Raw genomic sequence first — 24092 nt, 5'->3', positions numbered from 1 at the left:
TCACCTTAGGCTCGCTACCTGGGAGAAAGCTGTGCCCTCACTCGGAAATCGACATTTCCGCAGCTCAGACTTGACAGCCGTCACCCAGGAAGGGGCCTGGTGGTGACGGGGGCCGGCCACAGGCCCGCCAGCGCGTCGACGAGGCCCGCGGCGGTGGCCTCCCAGCCCGTGCCCGCCCGCTCTCCCGCGTGCAGGGCCCGCTCGCGCTCGGCCAGCGTGTGCACCACCAGCAGGCGGCTCATGTCGCCGCGCTCCTCGCGCACCTCCTGCGGCAGGCCGGGCAGCAGCCGGAACATGCCTTCCAGGACGCGCCCCATCGACGGCGTCGCCACCGACTCCTCCACGACGATCCGGCGCAGGGCGGGCACGGTGTCGAACTGCGCCAGGCAGCGGGCCCGCCAGCTCGGCACGCCCAGGGCGTCGAGCTGGCGGGTGGCGGGGCGTACCAGGCAGGAGATCCACGCGCGCAGGTCGCCCGGCTCGGCGATCCGCGCGAGCATGCGCACGCGGAGCTCCTCCGTCACGGCGGTGTGGCGGCGCACGATCGCCCGCACCAGGTCGGCCTTGGTGCCGAAGTGGTAGCCGACGGCGAAGTTGTTCGCCTGACCGGCCGCCTGGCCGATCTGCCGGTTGGAGACCTCGCCCACCCCGCGCTCGGCGAAGAGCCGCTCGGCGGCGTCGAGGATCGCCTCACGGGTGTCGTGGGCCCGCCCGGCCCTGCCGGGCGTTCGCCGCTTCCCGGCCCTGCCGGACCCCGCGCGCACGGTTTCGGTGGACGACATGCTCACCACCGTACGGGGAGCCGCTCCGGCCCGCCCGCGATCAGGGCCTCGCGGCGAGGTGACGGCCGTGAGCGCGGGAGGCCGGCCGCGCTCACGGCCCGGGGCGGTCAGATGGAGATGCGGCCCGCACCGGCGCCCGCCGTCACGATCGACTTGACGCTGGAGGCGCTGTCGAGCGAGTACGAGTACGGGATCGACCGGACGCTGCCGCCGCTCTGGCCGCTGCCGGAGTTGACGAAGTGGTTGTTGCGGGCCACCAGGCTGCCGGCGGGGGAGCTGCCCTCGCCCAGGTGGAACGGGTCGTCGGTGTTCTCGAAGTAGTTGCCCTCGACGAGCACGCCGGCCTCCTGGGTGGAGGCGACGCCGTAGCTGCCGACGCTGCCGTAGTAGTTGTTGAAGACGTGCACCGGGTTGCCGAAGCGGACGCGCGGGTGACGCTGGTTGGTGCCGTCGAACCAGTTGTGGTGGTACGTCACGCGCAGGCGGCCCCGGTCCTCGGAGGCGTTGCTGTCGCTGTGGCCCAGCAGCATGGTCTTGTCGTGGTCGAAGAACCGGTTCCAGGACACCGTGATGTAGTCGCTGGAGCGCTTGATGTCCAGGGCGCCGTCGCCGCCGTTGCTGAAGGAGTTGTGGTCGATGTAGACGCGGGTCGAGTACTGGACGTTGATGCCGTCGTCGCCCCAGTTCCTGAAGTTGAGGTTGCGGATGATGACGTTCGACGCCTGCGACACGTTGAAGCCGCACCCGGAGATGGTCGCGCCCGAGTTGCCGATGACGGTCTTGTTCGAGGTGACGCGGAGCATGCCGGAGCAGGAGATCGTGCCGGAGACCCTGATCACGGCGGCGGAGCCGGACGACAGGGCACTCGTCAGGGCGGAGGCAGAGGAGACGGTCGTGGCCGGCACGCTGCCGCCGCCGGTGGTGCCGCCGCCCTGCGTGGCCCAGCCGACCAGCGGGGTGTCGGCCGCGGCCGGCGCCGAGGCCGCCGCCGTCAGTCCGGCGGCCGCGGCGGCCACGCTGGTGAGGAGGATCAGGACACGTCGTGATGTGCGCATGAGTGTGCTCCTACCTACTGCGGGTTGTCTGTAGGTGCTGTCTGTGCCTGCCGTCCACGTATGTGAATGGCAGGCATGGTAGTGAACGACAGTGACACTAGGAAAGCGCTTTCCGGTCGTCAATGAAGGGCCGGGGATCCTTTTGGGCGCGATCGGCGTCGTGGCCGGTCAGGGCATAACAAGCCGGATTGACGGTTGTGAAACTTTCATGTCGGGGCCTGGCTGTCACGTCCGGCGAGGATCGTCCAGGCCGATCCGAGGGACAGGACCGTCCACGCGGTGAGCAGGAGCAGCCCGCCGGTTCGGTCCGCGCCGCTCGCGCCCGCGCGGCCGGGCAGGGCCAGCGCCGCCTCGTGCGGAAGGGAATCCCACCAGGTCGGGCAGGGCGGGGGAGATCACCATCGGGGTGATGGCGAGGGTGGCGAGTGCACGCTCCCGGCTCGCCGGGCTCCACCGGCAGCACCCCGTGCTCTGTCGTGTCTCGGTTCATGAGATGTCCGGAGATCGATCCCAGGCGGCGGTCAGCGCGGGCGGCGGGTCCGGTGCACGCTGGCGATGGCCGCCACGTCCGGATGCGATGACAGGGGCGGCACCGCCTTCGCCAGCTCGGCGAGCTCGCGCTTGGCGCGGGAGGCGATGCCCGGGCCGAGCGCGTACCGGGTGGGAGAGACGGCCCTGCGGGCGCCCGCGACCAGCGCGAGCGCGCCCCTGCTGGTGACGCCCGTGTCGCGGAGGATCAGGTGGGCGAGGCGATGGGGGGTGGAGGACAGGAGGTTCGCGATGGCCGACGTGGCGGGTTCGTCGAGACGGTTGCCGGGCGCGCCGAGCGCTCCCGCGGCGCGTACCCGGCCGAGGTCGAGCAGGGTGACGCCGGCCGCCACGGCGGCGGCGACCAGCTCCACCAGCGGCTGCGGGCCGATGCCGTTGCCGGCCAGCGACAGGTGGGTGAGCCCGGGCGGCGCCGCGCGCAGCGCCCGCGCGAGGAGGCGGGCCCCGGCGTCGCCCAGGCCGGCCGCCGACACGTAGAGCTCGTCCACCGCCCCGGTACGGACGATGCGCGCCGCCTGCTCCGCGCCGAGGGGGTTGCCGCCGAGGTAGAGCCGGCCGATGCGGTCGCCGCGTGCCGCCGCCGACTCCACCCCGTCCGCCAGGGCCGCCGCCGCGTCGAGGCCGGTCTGCACCAGGTCGAGCGTGGCCAGGCCGGTGCCCTGGGACATCAGCCGGCCGGCCACCCGGCCGCCCTCCCCGCCGAGCGGGTTGCGCTTGAGCCACAGGCCCCGTACGACTCCGGGCGAGGCGATGAGCTGGTCGGCGATCCGGCAGGCGCCCGCCGCGCCGATGCCGTTGCAGCCCAGGTACACGGTCTCCACCCCGGCGCCGATGGCGCCCTCCGTGGCGTCGGCCGCGCCCGCGTCGCCGAGCCCGTCCGTGCCGAGCAGCAGGTGCCGGACGGGGCCGTGCGGGCGCAGGGCGGACACGACCGCCCGCGCGCCGTCCGGGCCCAGCGCCTGCTTGCACAGGTCGAGCCGGCCGTCAGGCATGGCCGTGCCCGAGGGGAAGTCGGTGCGCTCCCCGACCTGGCGGCCGGTGCGCAGCCACGCCAGCAGGGGCGCGAGCTCGTCCACGGGGCGCGGGACGACGGGACCGATGCCCGCCCATTCCGTCACCACGGCACCTCCCGGTAGTCCTTGAGCAGAACGCCGTGCACGGGATCGCCCGCCTCCCCTCGCACGATCGGGTCGTACACGCGGGCGGCACCGTCCACCACGTCGAGGGGCGTGCGCCAGCCCGTCCTCGCGTGCCGGTCGCGCTCCGGCAGCGGCTTCTCGTCGGTGATCCAGCCCGTGTCCACGCTGCACATGTAGACGTGCCGCGCCGCGAGCTCGCCGGCGCTGGTCCTGGTGAGCATGTTGAGCGCCGCCTTGGCCATGTTGGTGTGCGGGTGGCCGCCGGTCTTGTACGCGGCGGCGAACTGGCCCTCCACGGCGGAGACGTTGACGACGTAGCGGCGGGGGTGCGGGGAGGCGAGCATCAGCGGAAGGAGACGGTCGGCCAGCAGGAACGGGGCGACCGCGTTGACGAGCTGCGCCTCCAGCAGGTCCACCGGCTCCACCCCGCCCAGCCGGGCCGACCAGGAGTTGGCGGCGGAGGGGTCGGGGAGCAGCCCGGCCACGTCCGGGAACAGGCCGGCCTTGCCGGGGAGCAAGCCGGCCACGTCCGGGAGCAGCCCGGCCGTGTCGGGGAGGGGGCCGTCCGCGCCGGGAAGCTCCGTAGGGGCAAGGGTCCCGTGCGGGTCTGCGTGTTCCCGCGTTCGCGCATGCCCGTGCGGGGGCTCGTGGGCGTCCGCGCCGGGAGCGGTGTGCAGTGCCGAGCGGAGGACGCCGGTGCCGGGCGGGACGAACCCGGGCGCCCGCCAGACCGGCAGGGCGGCGTCGTGCGGCGACGCCTCGCCGGCGGCCAGCAACACGTACGAGAAGGCGGGCCGCAGCAGGGTCTGGGCGGCGTTGTTGACGAGGATGTCGAGGGAAGCCCCGTCCGCGAGCAGCCGGTCGGTGAGCGCCACCACCTGCCGCGGATCCCGCAGGTCGAGCGTGGCCACGCTGAGCCGTCCCCACCACCGCCCGGCGTCCGGCGCGGCCCCGAACCGGCGCGCGGCGTCGGCGGGGAAGCGGGTGGTCACCATGACCTCGGCGCCGTCCCGCAACATCATCAGCGCCAGCTCGTGCCCGATCTTGACCCGCCCGCCGGTCAGCAGCACCCTGCGCCCCGCCAGGTCCGTACGGGCCGCCCGCCGGGCGAGGTTGTCCACCGCGCAGTCCGGGCAGAGCCGGTGGTAGAAGTGGTGCACCCGGCTGAAGAGCCGCTGGCACACGTAGCAGTGGCGAGGCCGGCGCAGGCTGCCCGGCAGGAAGCCGGCAGCGGGGGCGTTCGTCCCCGGCCCGGCGGTGGGCACTGGGGCCGAGGCCGCGGCGGTGGGCGCGGGGGTCGAGGCCGCGGCGGTGGGCGCGGGTGTCGGGAGCGGGACGTCCATCCGGCGGTCGGCGGCGCCCATGGCGGTCGCCGCCAGCAGTTCGCCGTCCAGGCGTGTGGCCTGCGCGCGGGCGGCGGCGCGGCGCTCGTGCCGTCCGTCCCTGATCAGCCCGGTGGCCGCGTGCTCGATCCTGCGGCGGTCGGGATGGTCGGCCGGTAACCGCTTGGCCAGCCCGAGGAGCCGCAGGCACGACTCCACCTGCTCCGCCTCCATCGCCGCTCCTCACCCCCGCCCCGGCTGTGGACCCGACCGGACTCGAACCGGCATCCTCCAGCATTTGAGTTGCGGCGCATCACCACTGTGCTACGGGCCCGTCCGCGTGCGGCAGGCCTTCGTGACCTTGCCCGCGCCCAGCAGCATACGGGACGGAAATCGGTAAGATCGCGACATTTTCCGCTACGGCTGGACGGTGACGGGCGGCACCAGCCGCCGGTTGCGCACGAGCCAGATGGCGCGCTCCAGGTCGGGTGTCTGGTAGCGGTCGTCGCCGAGCGTCGAGACGTACCGCCTGACCTCCGCCAGCAGGCCTTTCGTAGTGGCGGCCAGCGGCAGCCCCGCCATCTTCCCGGCGATGAGGTCGATGCCCTGGGCCGCCATCAGGTACTGGACGGCCAGGACGATCTCCAGCCGGTCGAGGTTCTCGTGCAGGTGGCGGGCCGAGGCCATGGCCATCGTGTTGTGGTCCTCCTGCCCGTCCTTGATCGGGCGTGACAGGGTGCCCGCCGGGGTGGCCCTGGCCTGCATCTCGGGGATCAGCGCGGCGGCCACCGTCTGCACCTGCACCAGGCCGGAGTTGAGGCCGACCGGCGGGCCGGCCAGGTTCGCCGGCAGGCCGTAGCTCCACCTGGGGGACAGCAGCCGGCCCGACAGCTCCTGCGACAGCACGCCGACGTCGGTGATCTCCGCGTTCAGGGTGTCGGCGAGGTGTCCCATGAGGGAGCCGTCCCAGTTGCCGCCCATCACGAACTCGTACCCCCGGCCCTGCTCACGCTTGAAGACCAGCGGGTTGGAGGTGGAGGAGTTGGCCTCCCGCGTCAGCGTGCGGCGGGCGTCGGCGAGGGCGTGCCGCAGCCCGGCCAGGATGTGCGGCGCCGCCCGCACCGACACCGCGTCCTGGACGCGCGGCTCGGAGCTGAGGCGGCGGCGGCCCTCCTCCGTCATCCAGCGTGAGCCCGCCACCATCGCCCGCAGCCGCGCGGCGACCGCGCTCTGCTCGGGGAGGTGCCGCTCGGCGTGCGTACGGGCGTCCAGCGAGCTCCGCTCGGCCCTGGTCGCCTCCATGAACAGGGCGAACGCCCCCTCCGCCTGGTCGGCCAGCGCGGTGGCGCGGTGCACCGCGTGCACCAGGGTGGCGGCCACCACGGTGCTGCCGCTGACGATCGGCAGCGCCTCCCCGGCCTGGAGGGTGAAGTCCCTGGTCAGCCCGGCCTGCGGAAGCAGCTCGGAGGCGGGGCCCTCCTGCCCGCGGAAGCGCACCGGCGCGTCCTCGCCGATCGCCGCCAGGCCGGCCGCGGCCTGGGGCTGCAGGTCTCCGGTGCCCAGGGAGCCGATCTGCGGCATTCGTGGGACGACGCCAGCGTTCACCAGGTCCAGCAGCCGCTGGGCCACCTCGGGGCGGACGCCGGAGGGGCCTCGGGCGAGCTGGTTCGCCTTGAGGACCAGGGCCAGCCTGGCCACGTCGTCGGGCAGCGGGTCGCCGACGCCCGCGGCGTGGGAGCGCAGGATGTTGCGCTGGAACGCCACCTGCTGATCGAGCGAGAGCGGGCGGTCCTTCAGCGGCCCGAGCGCCTGGTTCCAGCCGTAGACCCGCTGGCCGTCCAGGGCGGCCAGCGCGCCCGCGCGGGTCCTGGCCATGGTGGCGCGGGCGGACGGCGCGAGCCTGGCGGAGACGGGACGGCCGTCGAGGATCGCGAACGCGTCCCTGAGCGAGAACGAGCCGCCGTCCAGCACCAGGCTCAGCGGTCGCGGCGCGGGAGGAGGCGCGGGCTCCGCGACCGCCTGCGCCGGCACGCACAGGGCGGCGACCAGGCCGAGGCCGGTGGCGATGCGTCGGGTCACGGAACCTCCTTCGGTGAAGATCGGTGCCGTTTCGTTCTAGCCAGGCGGCGGGGTGCGGGGATGACGACCCGGCTTCGGCGGGAAGAGTGCTGACCCGATCTCGACCGTTTCCATGACAACTTCCTGGGAAAGCTCCCGTCGAGGTAGGACGGCGGGCGAACGGGCCGATACGGTCGTCTGCCATGGAGATCTGGATCAACCCCGCGTGCTCGAAGTGCTCTTCCGCGCTGTCCGTCCTGGACGCCGAGTCCGCCCAGTACAAGGTGCGCCACTACCTGGAGGATCCGCCGAACGAGCCCGAGCTGCGCGAGGTGCTGGCCAGGCTGGGCCTGGAGCCGTGGGACATCGCGCGGACGGGGGAGGCGCGGGCGGCCGAGCTGGGGCTGGACGATTGGCCGCGGGACGCCTCCGCGCGTGACCGGTGGATCAGGGCCCTGGCGCAGAACCCGATCCTGATCCAGCGCCCGATCATCACGGCCGACGACGGGTCGGCGGTCATCGGCCGGTCCGAGGACGCGGTGCGGTCGGTGTTGTGATCCGCCCGAAGCCGCCCGAAAGCAGCCCGGGGCAGCCCGGAGCCGCCCGGAGCCGTTCCGAGCCGCCTCGCAGCCGCCTCGCAGCCGCCCGGAGCCGCCCGGACAGGAGGAAGGCCGCGTCCCCGCGGGCGATACGGGGAACGCGGCCTTCCTGCTCGGGGGTCACGCGCGGGTGACGGCCTCCTCCTTGGCCGGCGACGCCGGCAGGTCGAGGCTGTCGCGGAGCCTGGCGGGCTTGAGGAAGGCGGCGGCCACGAGGCCGACGGCGGCGATGGCCGTCGAGATGAGGAAGATGTGGCCGGTCGCGTCGCCGTAGGCGGACCTGACGATCTCCTTGATCGGGTCGGGCAGGGCGGCGATGTTCAGGCTGCCGCCGGCAGCGGCGGCGTCACCGCCGGCCGGGATCCCGGCCTTGGCGAGCCCCTCGGAGATGCCGGTCGCGACCCGGTTGGCGAGCACCGCGCCGAGCACCGACACGCCGACGGTGCCGCCGAGTGAGCGGAAGAACGTGACCGCGCCGCTGGCGGCGCCGATCTCGCTGAGCGGGACGGTGTTCTGGATGACCAGGACGAGGTTCTGCATGGACATGCCGACGCCGATGCCGACGGCGAGCATGTAGACGGAGATCAGCACGAGCGAGGTCTCGTGGTCGATGGTGGCCAGGCCGCCGAAGCCCGCCAGCAGGACGACCAGGCCGATGAGGATGTACGGCTTGGTCCGCCCGGTGTTGGAGACCATCCGCCCGCTGATCGTGGACGACAGCAGCACGCCCGCCATCATGGGGATGGTCAGCAGGCCCGCCTCGGTGGGGCTGAACCCGCGGCCGATCTGGAAGTACTGGCCGAGGAAGACCGAGCCGCCGAACATCGCCATGCCGACCGCGAGGCTGGCCAGGATGGCCAGCGCGGGGGTGCGCCGCCGGATGACGTGCAGCGGCACGACCGGCTCCCTGACGACCGACTCGACCCACGTGGCCAGGGCGAGCAGCACCACGCCGCCGCCGGCCAGCGCCGCGGTCTGCCAGGACAGCCAGTCGAAGTCGTTGCCGACGAAGGTGACCCAGATGAGCAGGATGCTGACGCCGGCGGCGATGAGGGTGGCGCCCCAGTAGTCGATGCTCACGTTCGCCCGCCGCACGGTCGGCAGGTGCAGGGTCTTGGCCAGCAGCGCGAAGGCGGCGATGGTGAACGGGACGGCGATGAAGAAGCACCAGCGCCAGCCGAGCCAGGAGGTGTCGGCGATGAGGCCGCCGAGCAGCGGGCCGCCGACCGTCGCCACGGCCATGACGGCGCCGAGGTAGCCGTTGTAGCGGCCGCGCTCCTTGGGCGAGATCATGGCGGCGATCACGACCTGCGCGAGGATCTGCAGCGCGCCCATGCCCAGGCCCTGCACCGCGCGGAAGGCGATGAGCTGGCCGGTGTTCTGCGCGAACCCGCAGGCCAGCGAGCTGATCGCGAAGATCACGATGGAGATCTGGAGCAGCAGCTTCTTGTTGAACAGGTCGGCGAGCTTGCCCCAGATGGGCGTGGAGGCGGTCGAGGCCAGCAGGGATGCCGTGACGACCCAGGTGTACTGCGACTGGTTGCCGTCCAGCGCGCCGATGATCTGGGGCAGCGCCACCGAGACGATGGTGCCGCTGATCATGGCGACGAACAGGACCAGCAGCAGGCCGCTGAGAGCTTCGAGGATTTGGCGGTGGGTCATCGGCTCCGCCGCGGACGGCGCTGCCGGCTGTGCACTCACGCGCAACCTCCGTTTTCTAGGAAGGAGAGATCAACCCGGACACCTTACATGCACATGGGGCAACTTTGCGCATTGGGCATTTATTCCCGTTGGGTAAGCTAAGGGCTATCATGGGCAGCACAGCAGGTTTGCGGGAGCGCAAGAAGGCCGAGACCCGGCAGGCGGTGCACGAGGCCGCGCTGCGGCTCACCGTCGAGCACGGCCTCGACAACGTCACCGTCGAAGCCATCGCCGACGCCGCCAACATCTCGCGGCGCACGTTCTCCAACTACTTCGACGGCAAGGAGGACGCGCTGCTGTACGGCGACGAGGCGCGCCTGGACAGCCTGGTGCAGCGCGTACGCGAGCAACCGGCAGGAGGGACCGCCTGGCAGGCGCTGCGCGGGGCGCTGCAGCTCCTCTACGCCGAGACCGGCGGGCCCGACCGCGAGTGGCACCTGCGGGCCCGCCTGGCCATGAGGCACCCGTCGCTGCTGGCCAGGCAGCTCGCGGGGCGGCTACGGCTGGAGCGCGAGCTGAGCCGGGCGGTGGCCGAGCGCGAGCGGCCGGGCGGCGTCGATCCGGAGGTGATCACGGTCGCCTTCCTGGCCGCGATGCGGATCGCCACGCAGTGGTGGTGCGCCGAGTCGGAGACGCGGTCGCTGCACGACCTGACGGCGCTGGCACTGGACGAGATCGCCCGGCCCTTCACCTGAACGCCGGGCCGCCGGAACGTCGGGAACGCCGGGCCGGGAAGGCCGAGGGCACCGGGAACGCGGCGGGCCGGGTGCCGCGACGGTCGCGGCACCCGGCCAGGGGCGATGGCCCCGGCGCGCGACCTGCGCGCCGAGGCCTTCGGCGAAGGGTGATCAGGCGCGTGCCCGCCACAGCAGGTAGACGAAGTACGGCGTGCCGATCAACGCCGTCACCAGCCCCGCCGGCACCTGCGCCGGCGCGATCACGGTCCGTCCCAGCGTGTCGGCGAGGCTGACCAGCAGCGCCCCGAGCAGCGCCGCGACCGGCAGCACCCGGGAGTGGTGGGCGCCGACCAGGGCGCGGGCGGCGTGCGGGGCGACCAGGCCGACGAAGGCGACGACCCCGACCGCCGCGACGGCCGTGGAGGTGAGCAGCACGGCCCCGGCGAGCGCGCCCAGCCGTACCGGCTCCAGGGGCACGCCCAGGATGCGCGGCGTGTCCTCGTCCAGGGCCAGCAGATCGAGGTCGCGGCGCAGCCAGACCAGCAGCGGGGTGACGATGGCGAGGGCGAGCACGACGGGGATGAGCTGCTCGGGGACCCGCCCGTACGTGGAGCCGGACAGCCAGGTGAGGGCCTTGGCGGTGTTCCACGGGTCGGACAGCACGATGATCAGCACGGTGATGGCGGTGCAGGCGTTCTGCATGGCCACGCCGATGAGGACCAGCCGGTCGGAGCTCAGCCCGCCGCGCCACGCCAGCCCGTACACCACGGTGAACGCGATCAGCGCGCCCGCGCCTGCCGCGGCGGACATCGACCAGATGCCGGCCATCGGCGCCAGCGTGAGCAGCGAGATGGCGCCGACGCCCGCGCCGGTGGTGACGCCGAGCACGCCGGGCTCGGCCAGCGGGTTGCGGCACACGGCCTGCACGGCCGCGCCCGCCACGGCCAGCGCCGCGCCGGCCAGCAGGGCGGCGGCCACCCGCGGCCAGCGCTGGTCGAGCACGAACGTCAGAGCGCGCCCGCTGTGGCCCTGCAGCCAGTTGAGCACGTCGCCGGTGAGCAGCCACCGGTCGCCGCCCAGCATGCCGAGCACGGCGGCGCCCGCCACCAGGACGGCGAAGAGGGCGACCAGGGCGAGGAAGGCGGTGCGCGAGCGCGCCCCGCCCGTGCGCACGGCGGGCGGCTTGCGGGTGGGGCCGGCGTCGCGGTAGCGGCGGGCCAGCCAGATCATCACCGCGGCGCCGATCACGGTGGTCACCACGCCGGGCGGCACCTCGACGCCGGCCTGCGCGCCCAGCACCGCACGCAGCACGATGTCGGAGCCCAGCATGACCAGCACGCCCGCGATCCCGGACAGGGGCAGCAGCATGCGGTGCCGGTGCAGCCCGGGGATGGACCTGGGCAGCAGCCGCACGACGACCGGCGCGCACAGCCCGACGAACCCGATCGGCCCGGCGATCGTCACCGCCGCCGCCGACAGCAGCACGGCCAGCAGGGTGACCCACAGGCGCAGCCGCCGCACGTTCACGCCGAGGACCGTGGCGGTGTCGTCGCCGAGTCCGAGGATGTCGAGCCGGGGGCCGGCCACCACCGCGGCGGCCAGCGCGATCGCGATGAGCGGGCCGAGCTGGGTGACGGCGTCCAGGTCGCTCTGCACGAGCGAGCCGCTGCCCCAGGCGAACAGCCCGGTGGTCTCCTGCTCGAACAGGATCATGACGAGGTTCGTCAGCGAGCTGAGCGCCAGCGAGGTGGCCGTGCCGGCGAGGATCAGCCGGGTGGTGCCGGTGCGCCCGCCCGCCGACAGCGCCAGCACCAGGGCGGCGGCGGCCAGGCCGCCGGCCAGCGCGAGCCCGCCGGACACGGACACGGGCAGCGCCAGCCCGAACGCGGCCGCGGCGGCGACCGCCAGGTACGCGCCGGAGCTGACGGCCAGCGTGTCCGGCGAGGCCATCGCGTTGCGGGCGACGGACTGCAGCAGCGCGCCCGCCACGCCCAGCGCCACGCCGACGCAGACGCCGGCCAGCAGCCGGGGCAGCCGCGAGGCCAGCAGCACGCGCCCGGCCTCCTCGGAGTTGCCGGAGCCGCCGAACGGCAGCGCCAGCAGGTCGAGCGCGCCGATCGACGAGGTGCCCTGTGTGACGTGCACGGCCGCCACCAGGACGGTGGCGGCCAGCGCGAGAAGGAAGACCCCGGCGGTGCCCAGCCGTCGAAGCGGCGTGGTGGGCGGCGCCGGGGTCAGGACGTCCGTGCTCAACCGGTGAACGCCTTCACCAGCGCGTCGGCGTACTGCTGCGAGGACAGGGGCCCGCCGAAGGTCCAGATGCCGTTCGGCATCTTGGTGACCTGCTGCTTCTCCACGAACGGCAGCGACTTCCAGATGGCGTTGTCCGCGAGCCCGTCGGCGAAGACGTCGTCACCGTCGGAGGCGTTGTAGAAGAAGCGGGTCTCCGGGTCCTTGAGCACGCTCAGGCCCTCGACGTCGGTGGTGCCCAGGCCCCACTGGTCGTCGACCTTGCCCGTCCAGGCGTTCTTGAGGCCGAGTTGCGTGCCCACCTCGGAGACCAGCGAGCCCTTGCCGAACAGGCGGACGGAGATCGTGCTGCCCTGCTTCCACCCGTCGGCCATGATGAACGGCTTGCCGGCGCCGCCCGCGGCGGCGATCTTCGCCTTGCCGTCGGCCAGCGCCGCGTCGAAGTCGGACAGCAGCTTGGTGGCGGCGTCGGTCTTGCCGACGGCCGTGGCGATCATGTTGAGGTCGTCGCGCATGCGCTTGAGGTTGTCCTTGGCGTCGCTGCCCTTGGCCACGATCACCGGCACGAACTTCTCGAGCTGCGCGGCCAGCTCCTCGTCGTCGGACTCCATGACGACCAGGTCGGGCGACAGGGCGCTGATGGAGTCGATGCTCGGCTCCTGCCGCATGCCGACGTCCTTGACCGAGGAGTCGAGCTTGGCGGCGGTGACCCAGGTGGCGTACCCCTTCACGTCGGCCGCGCCCACCGGCATGACGCCCAGGCTGGCCAGCATCTCGGTCTCGGCCCATTCCAGGCTGACGACCTTGGTCGCCGGGGCGTCGAGCTTGACCTCCTTGCCGCGGGCGTCGGTCACGGTGATGGGGCCGGCGGTGCTGGCCGAGGCCGTGGCGCCGGCCGCGGGGGACTGCTCGGTCACGGGGGCCTCGGTCGTGCCGCAGGCGGCGAGGGCGACGATGGCGGCGATGGCGGTCAGGGGGGCCGTCAGGGCACTGCGCATGGATGTTCCTGTCATGTGGTTGCTGGGACGGTTCTGCTGTGGCGGCCGATGGGCCTGGTGGTCACGGCGCCCGTCCTCGGGTCGTGGCTGACCTCGATGCGGATGCCGTACGTGGCGGTGAGCAGGTCCTCGGTGAGGACCTCGGCGGGCGGGCCGTCCGCGCGGATGCGGCCCTGGTGCAGGAGCACGACGTGGTCGGCGATCTCGGCGGCCTGGTTGAGGTCGTGCAGGACCACGCCGATCGCCACTCCGTGCTCGTCGGCCAGGTCGCGGACGAGGTCGAGCAGCTCCACCTGGTAACGCAGGTCGAGGAACGTGGTGGGCTCGTCCAGCAGCAGGACGCCGGTGTCCTGGGCCAGGCAGGTGGCCAGCCAGACGCGCTGCAGCTCGCCGCCGGACAGCTCGTCCACCGCCCGCTCGGCCATCCGCGTCACGCCGGTGAGCTCCATCGCCCGCTCGACGTGGGCGGGACCGTCGGGGTCCGCGGCCCGCCAGCGCCGCCGGTAGGGGTGGCGGCCGTAGCCGACGACGTCGCGTACGCACACGCCGCCCGGGGTGGGGCGGCTCTGGGCGAGCAGCGTCACCCGGCAGGCGAAGTCGCGCGCGGACAGGGCCAGGGCGTCGGCGCCGTCACCGAGCGTCACGGCACCCGTGTCGGGGCGGTGCAGCCTGGACAGCGCGCGCAGCAGCGTCGACTTGCCGCTGCCGTTGGGGCCCACCAGCGCGGTCACGTGGCCCGGCCGCAGGGTGATGCGACCGTCCTCGACCACGGGGGTGCCGTGGTAGCTGAGGCAAAGCTCCGCGCCGCGGAGAGAGATCTCCTCGGTCATGGGCCTAAGGTTAGGCTAACCTTGCCAAAGGTGCCATGCCGGGGTCCTTTACGGGCTGTGATCAGGCCCTGTACAGCAGCGACAGCGGCTCCGGCGAGGCCTGACCGGCGGCCAGCCGGGTCGCGGTCCGCCCGACGTAACGGGACAACGACCGCGCCAGGTGCGGCTGGTCGAAGTAGCCGAGCCCGTGGATCACCTCGTGCGCCGGCACGCCCTCCTGGATCAGCACCGCGGCCTGCCGGGCGCGGCCGATCTGCCGGACCGCGCCCTGGGTGAGCCCGGTCACCGCCAGGAAGCGCCGCTGCACCGTACGCTCCGACACGTCCGGCGGCCTGCCGCCGAGCACCGCGGCCACGACCGGGTCGAGGACCAGGATCTCCTCGCGCACGAGCCGCCGCACGAACCACTCGACGTCGTCGTAGCCGGGCAGCCGCCAGGAGGAGCCCTTCAGGTGGAACGACGTGCGCGTCGCGCCGGGGATCTCCAGGTTGCCGTCGACCAGCCGCTCCATCGGGACGTGCGGCATCGAGGCGCCGACCGCGAAGCTGATGCCGAAGAACGTGGCGTGCTCGGGGACCGGCGCCGGGCTCGCCTTCGTCTCCGGCCCCTGCACGGCCGCGCTGACCTGCCCGCGGTGCTCCCAGAAGACCAGGTCCCAGGTCGCCGCCGCGATCGACGTCATGCGGGCGACGTCGTCGCTGCGGCTGCGCCACACCCGCTCGACGTACGGCGAGTCGGACGGCCGGCTCTCGACCTCCAAGCCCATCGGACTCCCTCGCTGGAAGCCGGGATCACTGAACGTCCACAGGATCGCACAGTTGACGGGCCGCGCGGTCCCTTCGTACCGTGCCACGGCACCGGCCGACAGCGACGCTCACGGAGGAGCTCAGGCATGTCCGCACCGGTCCGAGCCCGGATGGCCGTCTCCCTGCTCCACGTGATCATGAGCATGCCGATCGGCGGGTGGGCCGCCAGGGTTCCCGAGATCCGCCGGCAGGTCGGCGCCGACGACGCCCTCTGGGGCCTGGCGAACACCGTGCCGAGCCTCGGCAACCTCGTCGGTGTCTGCGCGGTCGTGCTGCTGATGGGCCGGGTCCCCAGCCGGTTGCTCGGCGTCGCCGGAGCCGCGCTCGTCCTGCTCACCGTGCCCCTGCTCGCCGCGTCGGGCAGCTTCGCCGCGATCGTGCTCGGCCTGTCGACGTGGGCCCTGGTCTCCTTCGTCATGGCCGTCCCCATGGGGGCGCTGGCGCTGGATGTGCAGCGCCGCTACGGCAGGCCCCTCATGGGTGGCTTCGACGCCTGCTTCAGCGCGGGCACGCTGGCCGGCGGGCTGACCGGCACCCTGGCGGCGGCGCTGGACGTGCGGCCGTGGGCGCAGTTCGCGCTGACGAGCGCGCTGCTCGGGCTCTGCCTGGCGGTGACGGCCCGCTGGCTGCCGCACGAGGCGGGCGGGAGGGCGGGAGCGCCCCGCGGGCGCTTCACCCGCAGGGCGCTCCCGCTGGTCACCATGGCGTTCCTGTCCGGGTACGTCTCGGAGTCGGCCGTCCTCTGGAACGCCGTCTACGTCTCCGACACCATGGGCGCGGGCCCGGTCGCCGGCGGCGTCGCCTACACCGTCGCCACCACGGCCGGCACGGTGGCGCTGCTGGCCGTGGACCGGGTCACCGCCCGGCTGGGCATCGTCCGCATGGTGCGGTCGTGCGCCCTGTTCGCGGCGGGCGGCTTCGGCCTGTGCCTGCTGCTCGGCACCCCGGTGGCGGCGGTGGCGGGATTCGTCCTGCTCGCGGTCGGCATGGCGGGCGTCAACCCCGCCCTCTACACGATGGCGGGCCACCAGGAGGGGCTGTCGCCGAGCGAGGGCGTGTCGATGGTCGAGTTCGGGCAGCTCCCGGGCGCCTCGATCGTCGCGCCCGCCCTGATCGGCGCGCTGAGCGGGCTGGCCGGCCTCCGCCTGGCGCTGACGTCCGTCGTCGTCGCGGTGCTGCTGCTCGGCGTGCTGGCCACCCGTCTGCGCCCGGTGGGCGGCGCGACCTGGTGAGCACCCGGCGGGCGAGCCGGGCTACAGGCCGAAGGCGCCGCCCTCGGCGAGGATGACCAGGCCGAGCCCGATCAGCACCACCGGCAGCAGCACGTGCCCCCACCGGCTGAGCGCCCTGGCGATCACCGGCCGGGTGGCGAGGAAGCGCCCCGCGGCGCACCACACGGCCACCAGGGCGAGGAAGACGGCGGCGTACACCGCCGTCCCGCCGTGGCCGGAGGTGGCGAAGACGGGCACGTACACGCCGATGTTGTCGCCGCCGTTGGCGAAGGTCACCGCGGCGACCTCCAGCGCTCCCGGCCCGCCCGCGCCCGGGCCCGCCGGGTCCCGCTCGTCGTCGTGGCGGCTTCGCCACGCCTGCCACCCGGCCTTAACCCCCAGAGCGAGCGGGAGCAGCCCGAGGTACGGGACGACCGCGGCGGGCAGCAGGGCGGCGCCGACACCGGCGGCCACCGCCACGGCGAGGATGGCCAGGAACCCCAGGTACTGCCCGGCCACGACCCTGGCGGCGGCCCCGCGCCGACCGGCTCCCTGGGCGAAGAAGAGCGCCAGGACGAGCAGGTCGTCGATGTTGGTGACGGCGAACAGCCCCGCGGCCTGCCCGACGATGCCCAGGTTCACGTGGCCCGTGCTTCCTTCCGTCCGATCCGTCCCGGGGTGACCCTAGCCCATCAGGGAGACCCTTGACGGTCGGCGTGTTCGCGTTAACACTCGTGCACATCTCCACGTGCTCGGTCGTTACCGGTCTTTCGCCCGACCGGATGTTAACGCTAACAAAGGAGCTCGTCGTGAACCTCCGCCGAAGAGCACTCGCCCTCCTGGCCGCCTTGTGCGCGGTGCCGGCCGTCAACGCCTCTCCGGCCTCGGCCGCGAACACCGCGTACGTGTTCGCGTACTTCACCGAGTCGCCGAACATGAACGGCGCCGACTACGGCCTGCACCTGGCGGTCAGCCAGGACGGCCTGAACTGGACGCCGCTGAACCAGAACAACCCGGTCGTCACCCCCACCGCCGGCACCCTCGGCCTGCGTGACCCGTTCGTCCTGCGCAAGCAGGACGGCACGTTCGTCATCCTCGCCACCGACCTCAACGGCACCGACTTCAGCCAGCACAACCAGTACCTGCACGTCTGGGACTCCACGGACCTGAGGAGCTTCACCGGCTACCGCCGCATCCGGATGCACAACCTGGCCACCCACACGTGGGCGCCGACCGCGTTCTGGGACGCCTCCCGCGGCCAGTACGGCATCGTCTACTCGGCGCACAACGGCTCCACCGACGTGTTCATGGTCAACTACACCACGGACTTCCGCACGGTCAGCGCCAACCAGGTGTACTTCAGCCCCGGCTTCCCCGTGCTGGACGGCGACATCGTGGTGGACGGCTCGACGTACTACCTGTACTACAAGAACCTGTCGAACGGCCTGCTGTACGGCGCCCGCTCCTCCACCGGCGCCCCCGGCAGCTACACGACCTACACCAGCGGCCTGCGCCAGGGCAACGCCATGGAGGCGCCGCTGCTGATCAGGAACAACGCGGGCACCGGCTGGTGGCTCTGGGGCGACTCGTTCAGCCCGGTCAACAACGACTACTACGCCTGGTCGTCCGCCAACGTCGGCGGCAACTCCTGGACGGCGCTCGACCAGCGCGCCTTCACGCCCCCGCTCAACGCCAAGCACGGCTCCATAGCCGGGATCAGCGCCGCCGAGTACAACGGCCTGGTCTCCCGGTGGGGGCTGCCGGGCTGGACCCGGCTGAAGTCGTCCAACTTCCCCGACCGGTACGTGCGCCACGCCGGCTACCTCGGACGCCTGGACGCCTACCCGTTCGACCCCTACCAGGACCAGCTCTGGCGGATGGTGCCGGGCCTGGCCGACAGCGCGGGGGTGTCGTTCGAGTCGGTGAACTTCCCCGGCCGTTACCTGCGGCACTACAACTACGAGATCCGGCTGGACGCCGCCGACAACACCGCGGCCTTCCGCGCCGACGCCACCTTCCACCGGGTCGCCGGCCTGGCGGACTCCGCCTGGTCGTCGTTCCGCTCGCACAACGCGCCCGACCGCTACCTGCGGCACGGCAACTACCTCCTGCGCGTCGACCCGATCAGCACCGCGACCGACCGGGCCGACGCCACGTTCCGCGTCACCCCGTGACGCACCCTTGACACGGGCATGTGTATCGATAAAGTTGCCTCGCATTTATCGATACACATCCCGTGCGAGAAATGGTGCCCCCGATGAGTGACGACGTCGTGCCCGCTGTCATCAACCTCGACGTGCCCGGCCCGGTGATCAACCGGCACCTGTACGGCCACTTCGCCGAGCACCTGGGCCGGTGTATCTACGGCGGCTTCTACGTGGGCGAGGACAGCGACCTGCCGAACGAGGGCGGCATCCGCCTCGACGTGGTGGAGGCGCTCAAGGCGCTGAACATCCCCAACCTGCGCTGGCCGGGCGGCTGCTTCGCCGACGAGTACCACTGGATGGACGGCATCGGGCCCAAGCGGGAGCGCCCGTCGATGGTCAACACCCACTGGGGCAACGTCGAGGAGAACAACCACTTCGGCACGCACGAGTTCATGGCTCTGTGCGAGCTGCTCGGCGCAGAGCCGTACATTTCCGGAAATGTGGGCTCCGGTACGGTCAAGGAGATGAGCGACTGGGTCGAGTATCTGACCCGCGACGGCGACTCCCCGATGGTCCGCCTGCGCAAGGCCAACGGCCGCGAGGAGCCGTGGAAGATCCGCTTCTGGGGGCTCGGCAACGAGGCGTGGGGCTGTGGCGGCCACATGAGCGCCCAGCAGTACGCCGCCGAGGCCCGCCGGTTCGGCACCTACTGCCGCGACCACGGCGGCAACCGGCTCTACCGCATCGCCGCCGGCGCCAACTCGGGCGACTACGCCTGGACCGAGACGCTGATGAAGCAGCTCGGCGAGCTGGGCTGCGCCTACCGGCCCGCGCCCTTCATGCAGGCGCTGTCGTTCCACTACTACACGATCCCCGGCACCTGGCAGGACAAGGGCGACGCCACGGTCTTCGACACCGACGACTACTACCGCACGATGGTCAAGGCCGCCCACGTGGACGAGCTGATCACCGGCCACTCCAACGTCATGGACTGCTACGACCCCGGCAAGAACGTGGGCCTGGTGCTGGACGAGTGGGGCACCTGGTGGAACGTCGAGCCGGGCACCGACCCGGGCTTCCTCTACCAGCAGAACACGCTGCGCGACGCCCTGGTCGCGAGCCTGCACTTCGACGTCTTCCACCGGCACGCCGACCGCCTGGTCATGGCCAACATCGCCCAGACGGTCAACGTGCTGCAGGCCATGATCCTCACCGACCCCGACACCAAGGCCCTCGTGCTCACGCCCACGTACCACGTGTTCGAGATGAACAAGGGCCACCAGGACGCCGCCTCGCTGCGGGTCGACCTCAAGGGCGCGCTCCCGTCGCGCGAGGTCGGCGGCACGAGCCTGGCGACCGTCTCCGTCTCGGCCAGCCGCAAGGACGGCCGGGTGCTGATCTCGCTGTCCAACCTGGACGCCGACCAGCAGGCCGACGTCGAGCTGGACCTGCGCGGCGGTACGGTGACCGACGTGCGCGCCCGCATTCTCACCGCCGGGAGCCTCCAGGCCCACAACACCCCGGACGCGCCGGACACCATCGCCCCGCGCACCCACGACCAGGTCACGGCCACGGCGAGCGGGCTGCGCGTGCACCTGCCCGCCCACTCCTTCGTCACGGTCGAGGGCCGGCTGGGCTGACCGGGCGCGCGGGCGGGGCGCGATAAGCTCGACGAGGAGCGCGGGAAGAGCGGAGCGTGGGGCACGGCATGGTGGCGGCGCGGTGACGGCATGGTGACCATGGGAGACGTCGCCCGGCTGGCCGGGGTGTCGAAGATGACCGTCTCCAACGTGGTCAACAACCGCGCCGGGGTCAGCGACCCGGTCCGCAGGCGCGTGCTGGAGGCCATCCGCCAGTCGGGCTACCGCGTCAACGTCTCCGCCCGCACGCTCAAGTCCGGGCGGACCGGCGTCATCGGCCTCGCCGTGCCCGACATCGAGGCCGCCTACTTCGGCCATCTCGCCTCCCACGTGATCGGTGAGGCGCGGCGGCGCGGCTTCCACGTCGCGATCGAGGAGTCGGGCGCCGACGCCGGCGGCGAGGCCGACGCCGTGGCCCGCTCCCGCACCCTGCAGTTCGACGGGCTGATCCTCAGCGCCGTCGAGCTCGACCGGCTGGAGGAGCCCGCCGACGCCCACTATCCCGTCGTGATGCTGGGCGAGCAGGACTTCGGCGGACGCTTCGACCACGTCGCCATGCCCAACGAGCAGGGCGCCCACGCCGCCACCGCGCACCTGGCCGACCAGGGCTGCCGCCGGATCGCCATCGTCACCGGCGGTGGCCTCGACGGCGTGAACGTGGTGACGCGCCGCTACCGGGGCTACCGCGCCGCGCTCGCCGAGCGCGGCCTCGACGTGGACCCGCCGCTGCTGTTCGCCCTCGACGGCATGGACATGGAGGCGGGCCGGGCCGCGGCCCACCGCCTGGCCGACTCCGGCCGCGAGGTGGACGGCGTGGTGACGGTGACCGACACCGTCGCCCTGGGCGTCCTGCGCGGCCTGGCCGACCGCGGCCTGCGCGTCCCCGGCGACGTGCGGGTCGCCGGCTTCGACGACATCCCGGCGGCGGCGTACGCGGTGCCGTCGCTGACCACGGTGGCGCCCGACCATCGGTGGATGGCCGCCAAGGCCGTCGAGCTGGTGACGCAGCGCATCGCCGCGCCGCTGCGCCCGACCGGCCGGTACGTCGCCCCGTTCGAGCTCGTGACCAGGGAATCGAGCCGCTGAGCAACCGGGAGGAAACGGTGGATCTCGGGGAGCTCGGCGCGTTCCTCAAGTCGCGCAGGGACCGGCTCGCCCCGCGGGCCGTCGGCCTGCCGCCCGGCACCCGGCGGCGGGTGCCCGGCCTGCGCAGGGACGAGGTGGCGGAGCTGGCCAGCCTGTCCGCCGACTACTACACCGAGCTGGAGCAGGGCCGCGGCCAGTGCCCGTCGGAGCCGGTGCTGCACGCGCTGGCCCGCGCCCTGCGCCTCGACCCGGACGAGACGGCCCACCTGTTCCACCTGGCCGGCCATCCCACGCCGCTCGGCGCCGAGCCGGTGCGGATGCAGGAGGCGCTGCGCCGGCTCATGGACCGCCTCCAGGACACCCCCGCCATGGTGATCACCGACCTGCACGAGGTGGTGGTGCAGAACCACGCCGCCCAGGTGCTCGTCGATCACCTGATGGGCGCGAGCGCCGAGTTCGCCGGGCTGTGGCGGGCGCGCGAGGTCAAGGTGCGCCACGAGGAGTACAAGCGGGTGGTCAACCCGGCGCTCGGCGTCCTCAAGGTCACCTGCAACAGCATCGTCACCGCCGACGCGGCCCAGCGGCTGCTCTGGTTCGTTCCCGACGACGCCGACGCCGTGCCGAAGCTGCACGCCCTCGACGCCGCCGAGGTCTGGCACGACACCCCCGGCCCCGCGTTCGGGCTGTTCAGAAGCTGGGGTTGAGCACCCCAGGCTGTTTCGCCGCCGGTGGGGCACGCTGATGACAGCGGTACGGGGGCGTCACCCGGGCCGCGGGAGGAACCGTCATGCGAGCTGCACTCGCCACCGGGGTCGACACCCCGCTGTCCCTGATCGAACGCGAGACGCCGGAGCCGGGCCCGGGCGAGGTCCTGGTCAAGGTCACCGCCTGCGGCCTGTGCTTCACGGACCTCAACCTGCTGCGCGGGCACTACCCCTTCGCCCGCTTCCCCGTCGTCCCCGGCCACGAGATCACCGGTACGGTCGCCGCGCTCGGCAGCGGCGTCACCGGCCTGTCCGCGGGCGACGCGGTCGGCGGCCAGTTCCTGTACGACTCGTGCGGCCACTGCGGCTACTGCGTGTCCGGCGACCAGATCCTCTGCCCGGCCAAGCGCGTCACCGGCATCGTCGCCGACGGCGGCTACGCCGAGTACGCCCTGCTCAAGGCCGGATACGTGACCCCGCTCCCGGCCGGGCTCGACCCGGTGGCCGCGGCGCCGCTCATGTGCGCGGGCCTGACCGCGTTCAACGGCCTGCGGCGGGCCGGCGCCGGGCCAGGCTCCCGGGTGGCGGTGATCGGCAGCGGCGGCATCGGTGCCCTGGCCGTCAGGTACGCCGCCGCCATGGGCGCCAGGGTCGCCGTGATCGGCCGCTCGGCCGGCGGCGAGGCGACCGCCAGGGAACTCGGCGCGGAGCTGTACGTGGCCACCCGCGACACCGACCCCGCCGCCGCGCTCAGGGCGTGGGACGGCGGCGCGAACGTCATCCTGAACGCCGCCCCCTCCAACGAGGCGGCCTCCGCCGTCCTGACCGGGCTCGCCCCCGACGGCACGCTCGTGCTCTGCGGCTACGACAACACGCCGCTCACCCTGGCCGCCCAGCCGATGGTGCTCAACCGGCTGCACGTCATGGCCTCGCCGTCGGGCTCGCCGCACGACCTGCGCGACACGCTGGCCTTCTCCGCGCAGCACGACATCCTGCCCCAGGTCACGCCGATCACCCTCGACGAGGCCCCGGCGGCCCTGGAGGCGATGGGCGGCGGCTCCGGCGGCGGCCGTCGCGTCATCACGTTCTGACGAGGAGATCTTCCCCATGAGCAAGACCATCCTGATCACCGGCGCCGGCTCTGGCTTCGGCGCGCTGTCGGCCCGCGCGCTGGCGCGGGCCGGGCACACCGTGTACGCGGCCATGCGCGCCACCGCCGGCCGCAACGCCGCCCGCGTCGCCGAGGCCGCGCGGTACGCCGGCGAACACGGCGTGGACCTGCGCACCGTCGAGCTGGACGTGCTCTCGCAGGAGTCCGTGACCGCGGCGGTCGAGACCGTGCTGGGCGAGGCGGGCGCCATCGACGTGGTCGTGCACAACGCGGGTCACATGGTGCTCGGCCCCGCCGAGGCGTTCACGCCCGAGGAACTGGCCGCCGTCTACGACACCAACGTGCTGGGCAGCCAGCGGCTCAACCGGGCGGTCCTGCCGCACCTGCGCGAGCGCGGACAGGGCCTGCTGCTGTGGATCGGCTCCAGCTCCACCAGGGGCGGCACCCCGCCGTACCTGGCGCCCTACTTCGCCGCCAAGGCGGCGGCCGACGCGCTCGCGGTGTCGTACGCGGCCGAGGTGGCCCGCTTCGGCATCGAGACCACGCTCGTCATCCCCGGCGCGTTCACCTCGGGCACCGACCACTTCGCCAACGCCGGCCACCCGGCCGACCAGCGCGTCCTGCCGGCCTACGACGAGCGGTACGGCGGGCTGATGGAGCAGGTGGGGGAGCGGCTGGCCGCGCTGCAGCCGCCCGGCGCCGACGTGTCCCTGGTCGCCGGCGCCGTCGTCGAGGTCGTGGACACCCCGCACGGCAAGCGGCCGTTCCGGGTGCACGTCGATCCGATCGACGACGGGTCGGCGGAGGTGAGCGAGGTCGCCGACCGCATACGGGCCCGCTTCCTGACCCGCATCGGCCTGGAGGACCTGCTCACGCCCGCCCCCGCCGCGTAACGTACGGAGGTATGACCCACACTCACGATGAGGACCCGGCGTGTGAGGTGGCCCACAGCGACGCTCCCGCCGCGGAGGGCGGGCGGACGCTGGTCGCGGTGTTCGCCTCCCCGGTGGCCGACTGCCTGCTGAGGTTCGGGGCCGAGCTCGGCTTCCGCCCGGTCCTGTACGAGCCCGACCCCGAGCGGCGCCCGGCGGGATTCACGCACGCGGAGCGGCTGGCCGACCACCTCGACGGCTCGGCGGACGTGGTGCTCACCGACCACCACCGCGACGAGATCGGCCCGATCCTGCGCGACGTGCTCAAGTTCCCCGTCCGCTGGGTCGGGATCATGGGCAGCGCCCGGCACAGCGCCTCGCACGTGCGGGCGCTGGCCGAGCTGGGGGTGCCGCCGGAGGAGGTCGCCCGGGTGCACCGGCCGATCGGGCTCAACATCGGCTCGCGCACCCCGCCCGAGATCGCCGTCGCGACCCTGGCCGGCCTGATCGCCGACCGCAACGGCCGCCCGGGCGGGTTCCTGTTCTGACGGCGCG

General features: G+C 73.1%; 21 protein-coding genes. 10 read left to right on the top strand and 11 right to left on the bottom strand.

Features of this window, described 5'->3' with window-relative positions; translation table 11 throughout:
- Window positions 1-80 precede the first annotated feature (80 nt).
- The 5 genes from HD597_RS35580 to HD597_RS35560 all read right to left on the bottom strand — a co-directional run bounded on the left by HD597_RS35580 (window position 81) and on the right by HD597_RS35560 (window position 6926).
- On the bottom strand, window positions 81-782 hold the full coding sequence (locus HD597_RS35580; RefSeq protein ID WP_276083103.1) for a TetR/AcrR family transcriptional regulator: 702 nt from the start codon (window positions 780-782) through the stop codon (window positions 81-83).
- Between the two features lie 107 nt (window positions 783-889).
- Window positions 890-1837, bottom strand: a complete 948-nt coding sequence (locus HD597_RS35575; protein ID WP_253747840.1) for a pectate lyase family protein — start codon at window positions 1835-1837, stop codon at window positions 890-892.
- A 521-nt stretch (window positions 1838-2358) separates the two neighbouring features.
- Entirely contained in the window at window positions 2359-3507 is a 1149-nt protein-coding gene (locus HD597_RS35570) for a leucine-rich repeat domain-containing protein (protein ID WP_253747838.1), read from the bottom strand.
- Complete coding sequence (locus HD597_RS35565) at window positions 3501-5081, bottom strand: SDR family NAD(P)-dependent oxidoreductase (RefSeq protein WP_253747836.1); 1581 nt, start codon at window positions 5079-5081, stop codon at window positions 3501-3503. The genes HD597_RS35570 and HD597_RS35565 overlap by 7 nt, the downstream gene beginning before the upstream one ends.
- A gap of 183 nt (window positions 5082-5264) precedes the next feature.
- Window positions 5265-6926, bottom strand: coding sequence for an HAL/PAL/TAL family ammonia-lyase (locus tag HD597_RS35560; RefSeq protein ID WP_253747834.1), 1662 nt, complete (start codon window positions 6924-6926; stop codon window positions 5265-5267).
- 182 nt (window positions 6927-7108) lie between these two features.
- On the opposite strand from HD597_RS35560, the gene HD597_RS35555 reads away from it, so the two are divergent.
- The gene (locus HD597_RS35555) at window positions 7109-7462 is read left to right on the top strand and encodes an ArsC/Spx/MgsR family protein (protein WP_253747832.1); all 354 of its coding nucleotides are present in this window, start codon (window positions 7109-7111) and stop codon (window positions 7460-7462) included.
- A 162-nt stretch (window positions 7463-7624) separates the two neighbouring features.
- On the opposite strand, the gene HD597_RS35550 is transcribed toward HD597_RS35555, so the two are convergent.
- The gene (locus HD597_RS35550; protein ID WP_465263879.1) at window positions 7625-9205 is read right to left on the bottom strand and encodes an MDR family MFS transporter; all 1581 of its coding nucleotides are present in this window, start codon (window positions 9203-9205) and stop codon (window positions 7625-7627) included.
- A gap of 110 nt (window positions 9206-9315) precedes the next feature.
- On the opposite strand from HD597_RS35550, the gene HD597_RS35545 reads away from it, so the two are divergent.
- Window positions 9316-9900 carry a TetR/AcrR family transcriptional regulator gene (locus HD597_RS35545; protein ID WP_253747830.1) on the top strand — a complete coding sequence of 195 codons (585 nt, stop codon included), beginning with the start codon at window positions 9316-9318 and terminating at the stop codon, window positions 9898-9900.
- 153 nt (window positions 9901-10053) lie between these two features.
- Here HD597_RS35545 and HD597_RS35540 read toward each other — a convergent pair whose 3' ends face one another.
- From HD597_RS35540 to HD597_RS35525, 4 genes are all read right to left on the bottom strand, one after another.
- Window positions 10054-12135 carry an iron ABC transporter permease gene (locus tag HD597_RS35540; RefSeq protein WP_253747828.1) on the bottom strand — a complete coding sequence of 694 codons (2082 nt, stop codon included), beginning with the start codon at window positions 12133-12135 and terminating at the stop codon, window positions 10054-10056.
- A complete protein-coding gene (locus HD597_RS35535) occupies window positions 12132-13130 on the bottom strand; it encodes an ABC transporter substrate-binding protein (RefSeq protein WP_253747826.1) in 999 nt (332 codons plus the stop codon). The genes HD597_RS35540 and HD597_RS35535 overlap by 4 nt, the downstream gene beginning before the upstream one ends.
- Window positions 13131-13141: 11 nt before the next feature.
- Window positions 13142-13960 (bottom strand): ABC transporter ATP-binding protein, encoded by an 819-nt coding sequence (locus HD597_RS35530; protein WP_253747825.1) that lies wholly within the window; start codon window positions 13958-13960, stop codon window positions 13142-13144.
- 61 nt (window positions 13961-14021) lie between these two features.
- A complete protein-coding gene (locus HD597_RS35525) occupies window positions 14022-14726 on the bottom strand; it encodes a helix-turn-helix domain-containing protein (protein ID WP_253747823.1) in 705 nt (234 codons plus the stop codon).
- A gap of 126 nt (window positions 14727-14852) precedes the next feature.
- Between HD597_RS35525 and HD597_RS35520 the strand changes: the two genes are divergently transcribed.
- Entirely contained in the window at window positions 14853-15998 is a 1146-nt protein-coding gene (locus HD597_RS35520) for an MFS transporter (protein WP_253747821.1), read from the top strand.
- Between the two features lie 21 nt (window positions 15999-16019).
- Here HD597_RS35520 and HD597_RS35515 read toward each other — a convergent pair whose 3' ends face one another.
- Window positions 16020-16619, bottom strand: coding sequence for a cadmium resistance transporter (locus HD597_RS35515; protein WP_253747819.1), 600 nt, complete (start codon window positions 16617-16619; stop codon window positions 16020-16022).
- 167 nt (window positions 16620-16786) lie between these two features.
- Between HD597_RS35515 and HD597_RS35510 the strand changes: the two genes are divergently transcribed.
- The 7 genes from HD597_RS35510 (at window position 16787) to HD597_RS35480 (ending at window position 24085) form a co-directional block, all read left to right on the top strand.
- Window positions 16787-18151 carry a glycoside hydrolase family 43 protein gene (locus tag HD597_RS35510; protein ID WP_253747817.1) on the top strand — a complete coding sequence of 455 codons (1365 nt, stop codon included), beginning with the start codon at window positions 16787-16789 and terminating at the stop codon, window positions 18149-18151.
- An 83-nt stretch (window positions 18152-18234) separates the two neighbouring features.
- Complete coding sequence (locus HD597_RS35505; protein WP_253747815.1) at window positions 18235-19764, top strand: alpha-N-arabinofuranosidase; 1530 nt, start codon at window positions 18235-18237, stop codon at window positions 19762-19764.
- A 90-nt stretch (window positions 19765-19854) separates the two neighbouring features.
- Entirely contained in the window at window positions 19855-20850 is a 996-nt protein-coding gene (locus HD597_RS35500) for a LacI family DNA-binding transcriptional regulator (RefSeq protein ID WP_253747813.1), read from the top strand.
- A gap of 17 nt (window positions 20851-20867) precedes the next feature.
- Window positions 20868-21554, top strand: a complete 687-nt coding sequence (locus HD597_RS35495) for an MmyB family transcriptional regulator (RefSeq protein ID WP_253747811.1) — start codon at window positions 20868-20870, stop codon at window positions 21552-21554.
- Between the two features lie 83 nt (window positions 21555-21637).
- Window positions 21638-22645 (top strand): alcohol dehydrogenase catalytic domain-containing protein, encoded by a 1008-nt coding sequence (locus tag HD597_RS35490; protein ID WP_253747809.1) that lies wholly within the window; start codon window positions 21638-21640, stop codon window positions 22643-22645.
- Window positions 22646-22661: 16 nt separating this feature from the next.
- Window positions 22662-23558: an SDR family NAD(P)-dependent oxidoreductase gene (locus HD597_RS35485; protein ID WP_253747807.1), complete on the top strand. Its 897-nt coding sequence runs from the start codon at window positions 22662-22664 to the stop codon at window positions 23556-23558.
- An 11-nt stretch (window positions 23559-23569) separates the two neighbouring features.
- Complete coding sequence (locus HD597_RS35480; RefSeq protein WP_253747805.1) at window positions 23570-24085, top strand: XdhC family protein; 516 nt, start codon at window positions 23570-23572, stop codon at window positions 24083-24085.
- The last annotated feature ends 7 nt before the right edge of the window (window positions 24086-24092 follow it).

The organism is Nonomuraea thailandensis (assembly GCF_024172165.1).
Classification (GTDB): Bacteria; Actinomycetota; Actinomycetes; order Streptosporangiales; family Streptosporangiaceae; genus Nonomuraea; species Nonomuraea thailandensis.
This window is presented reverse-complemented; position numbering and strand designations above follow the sequence as displayed.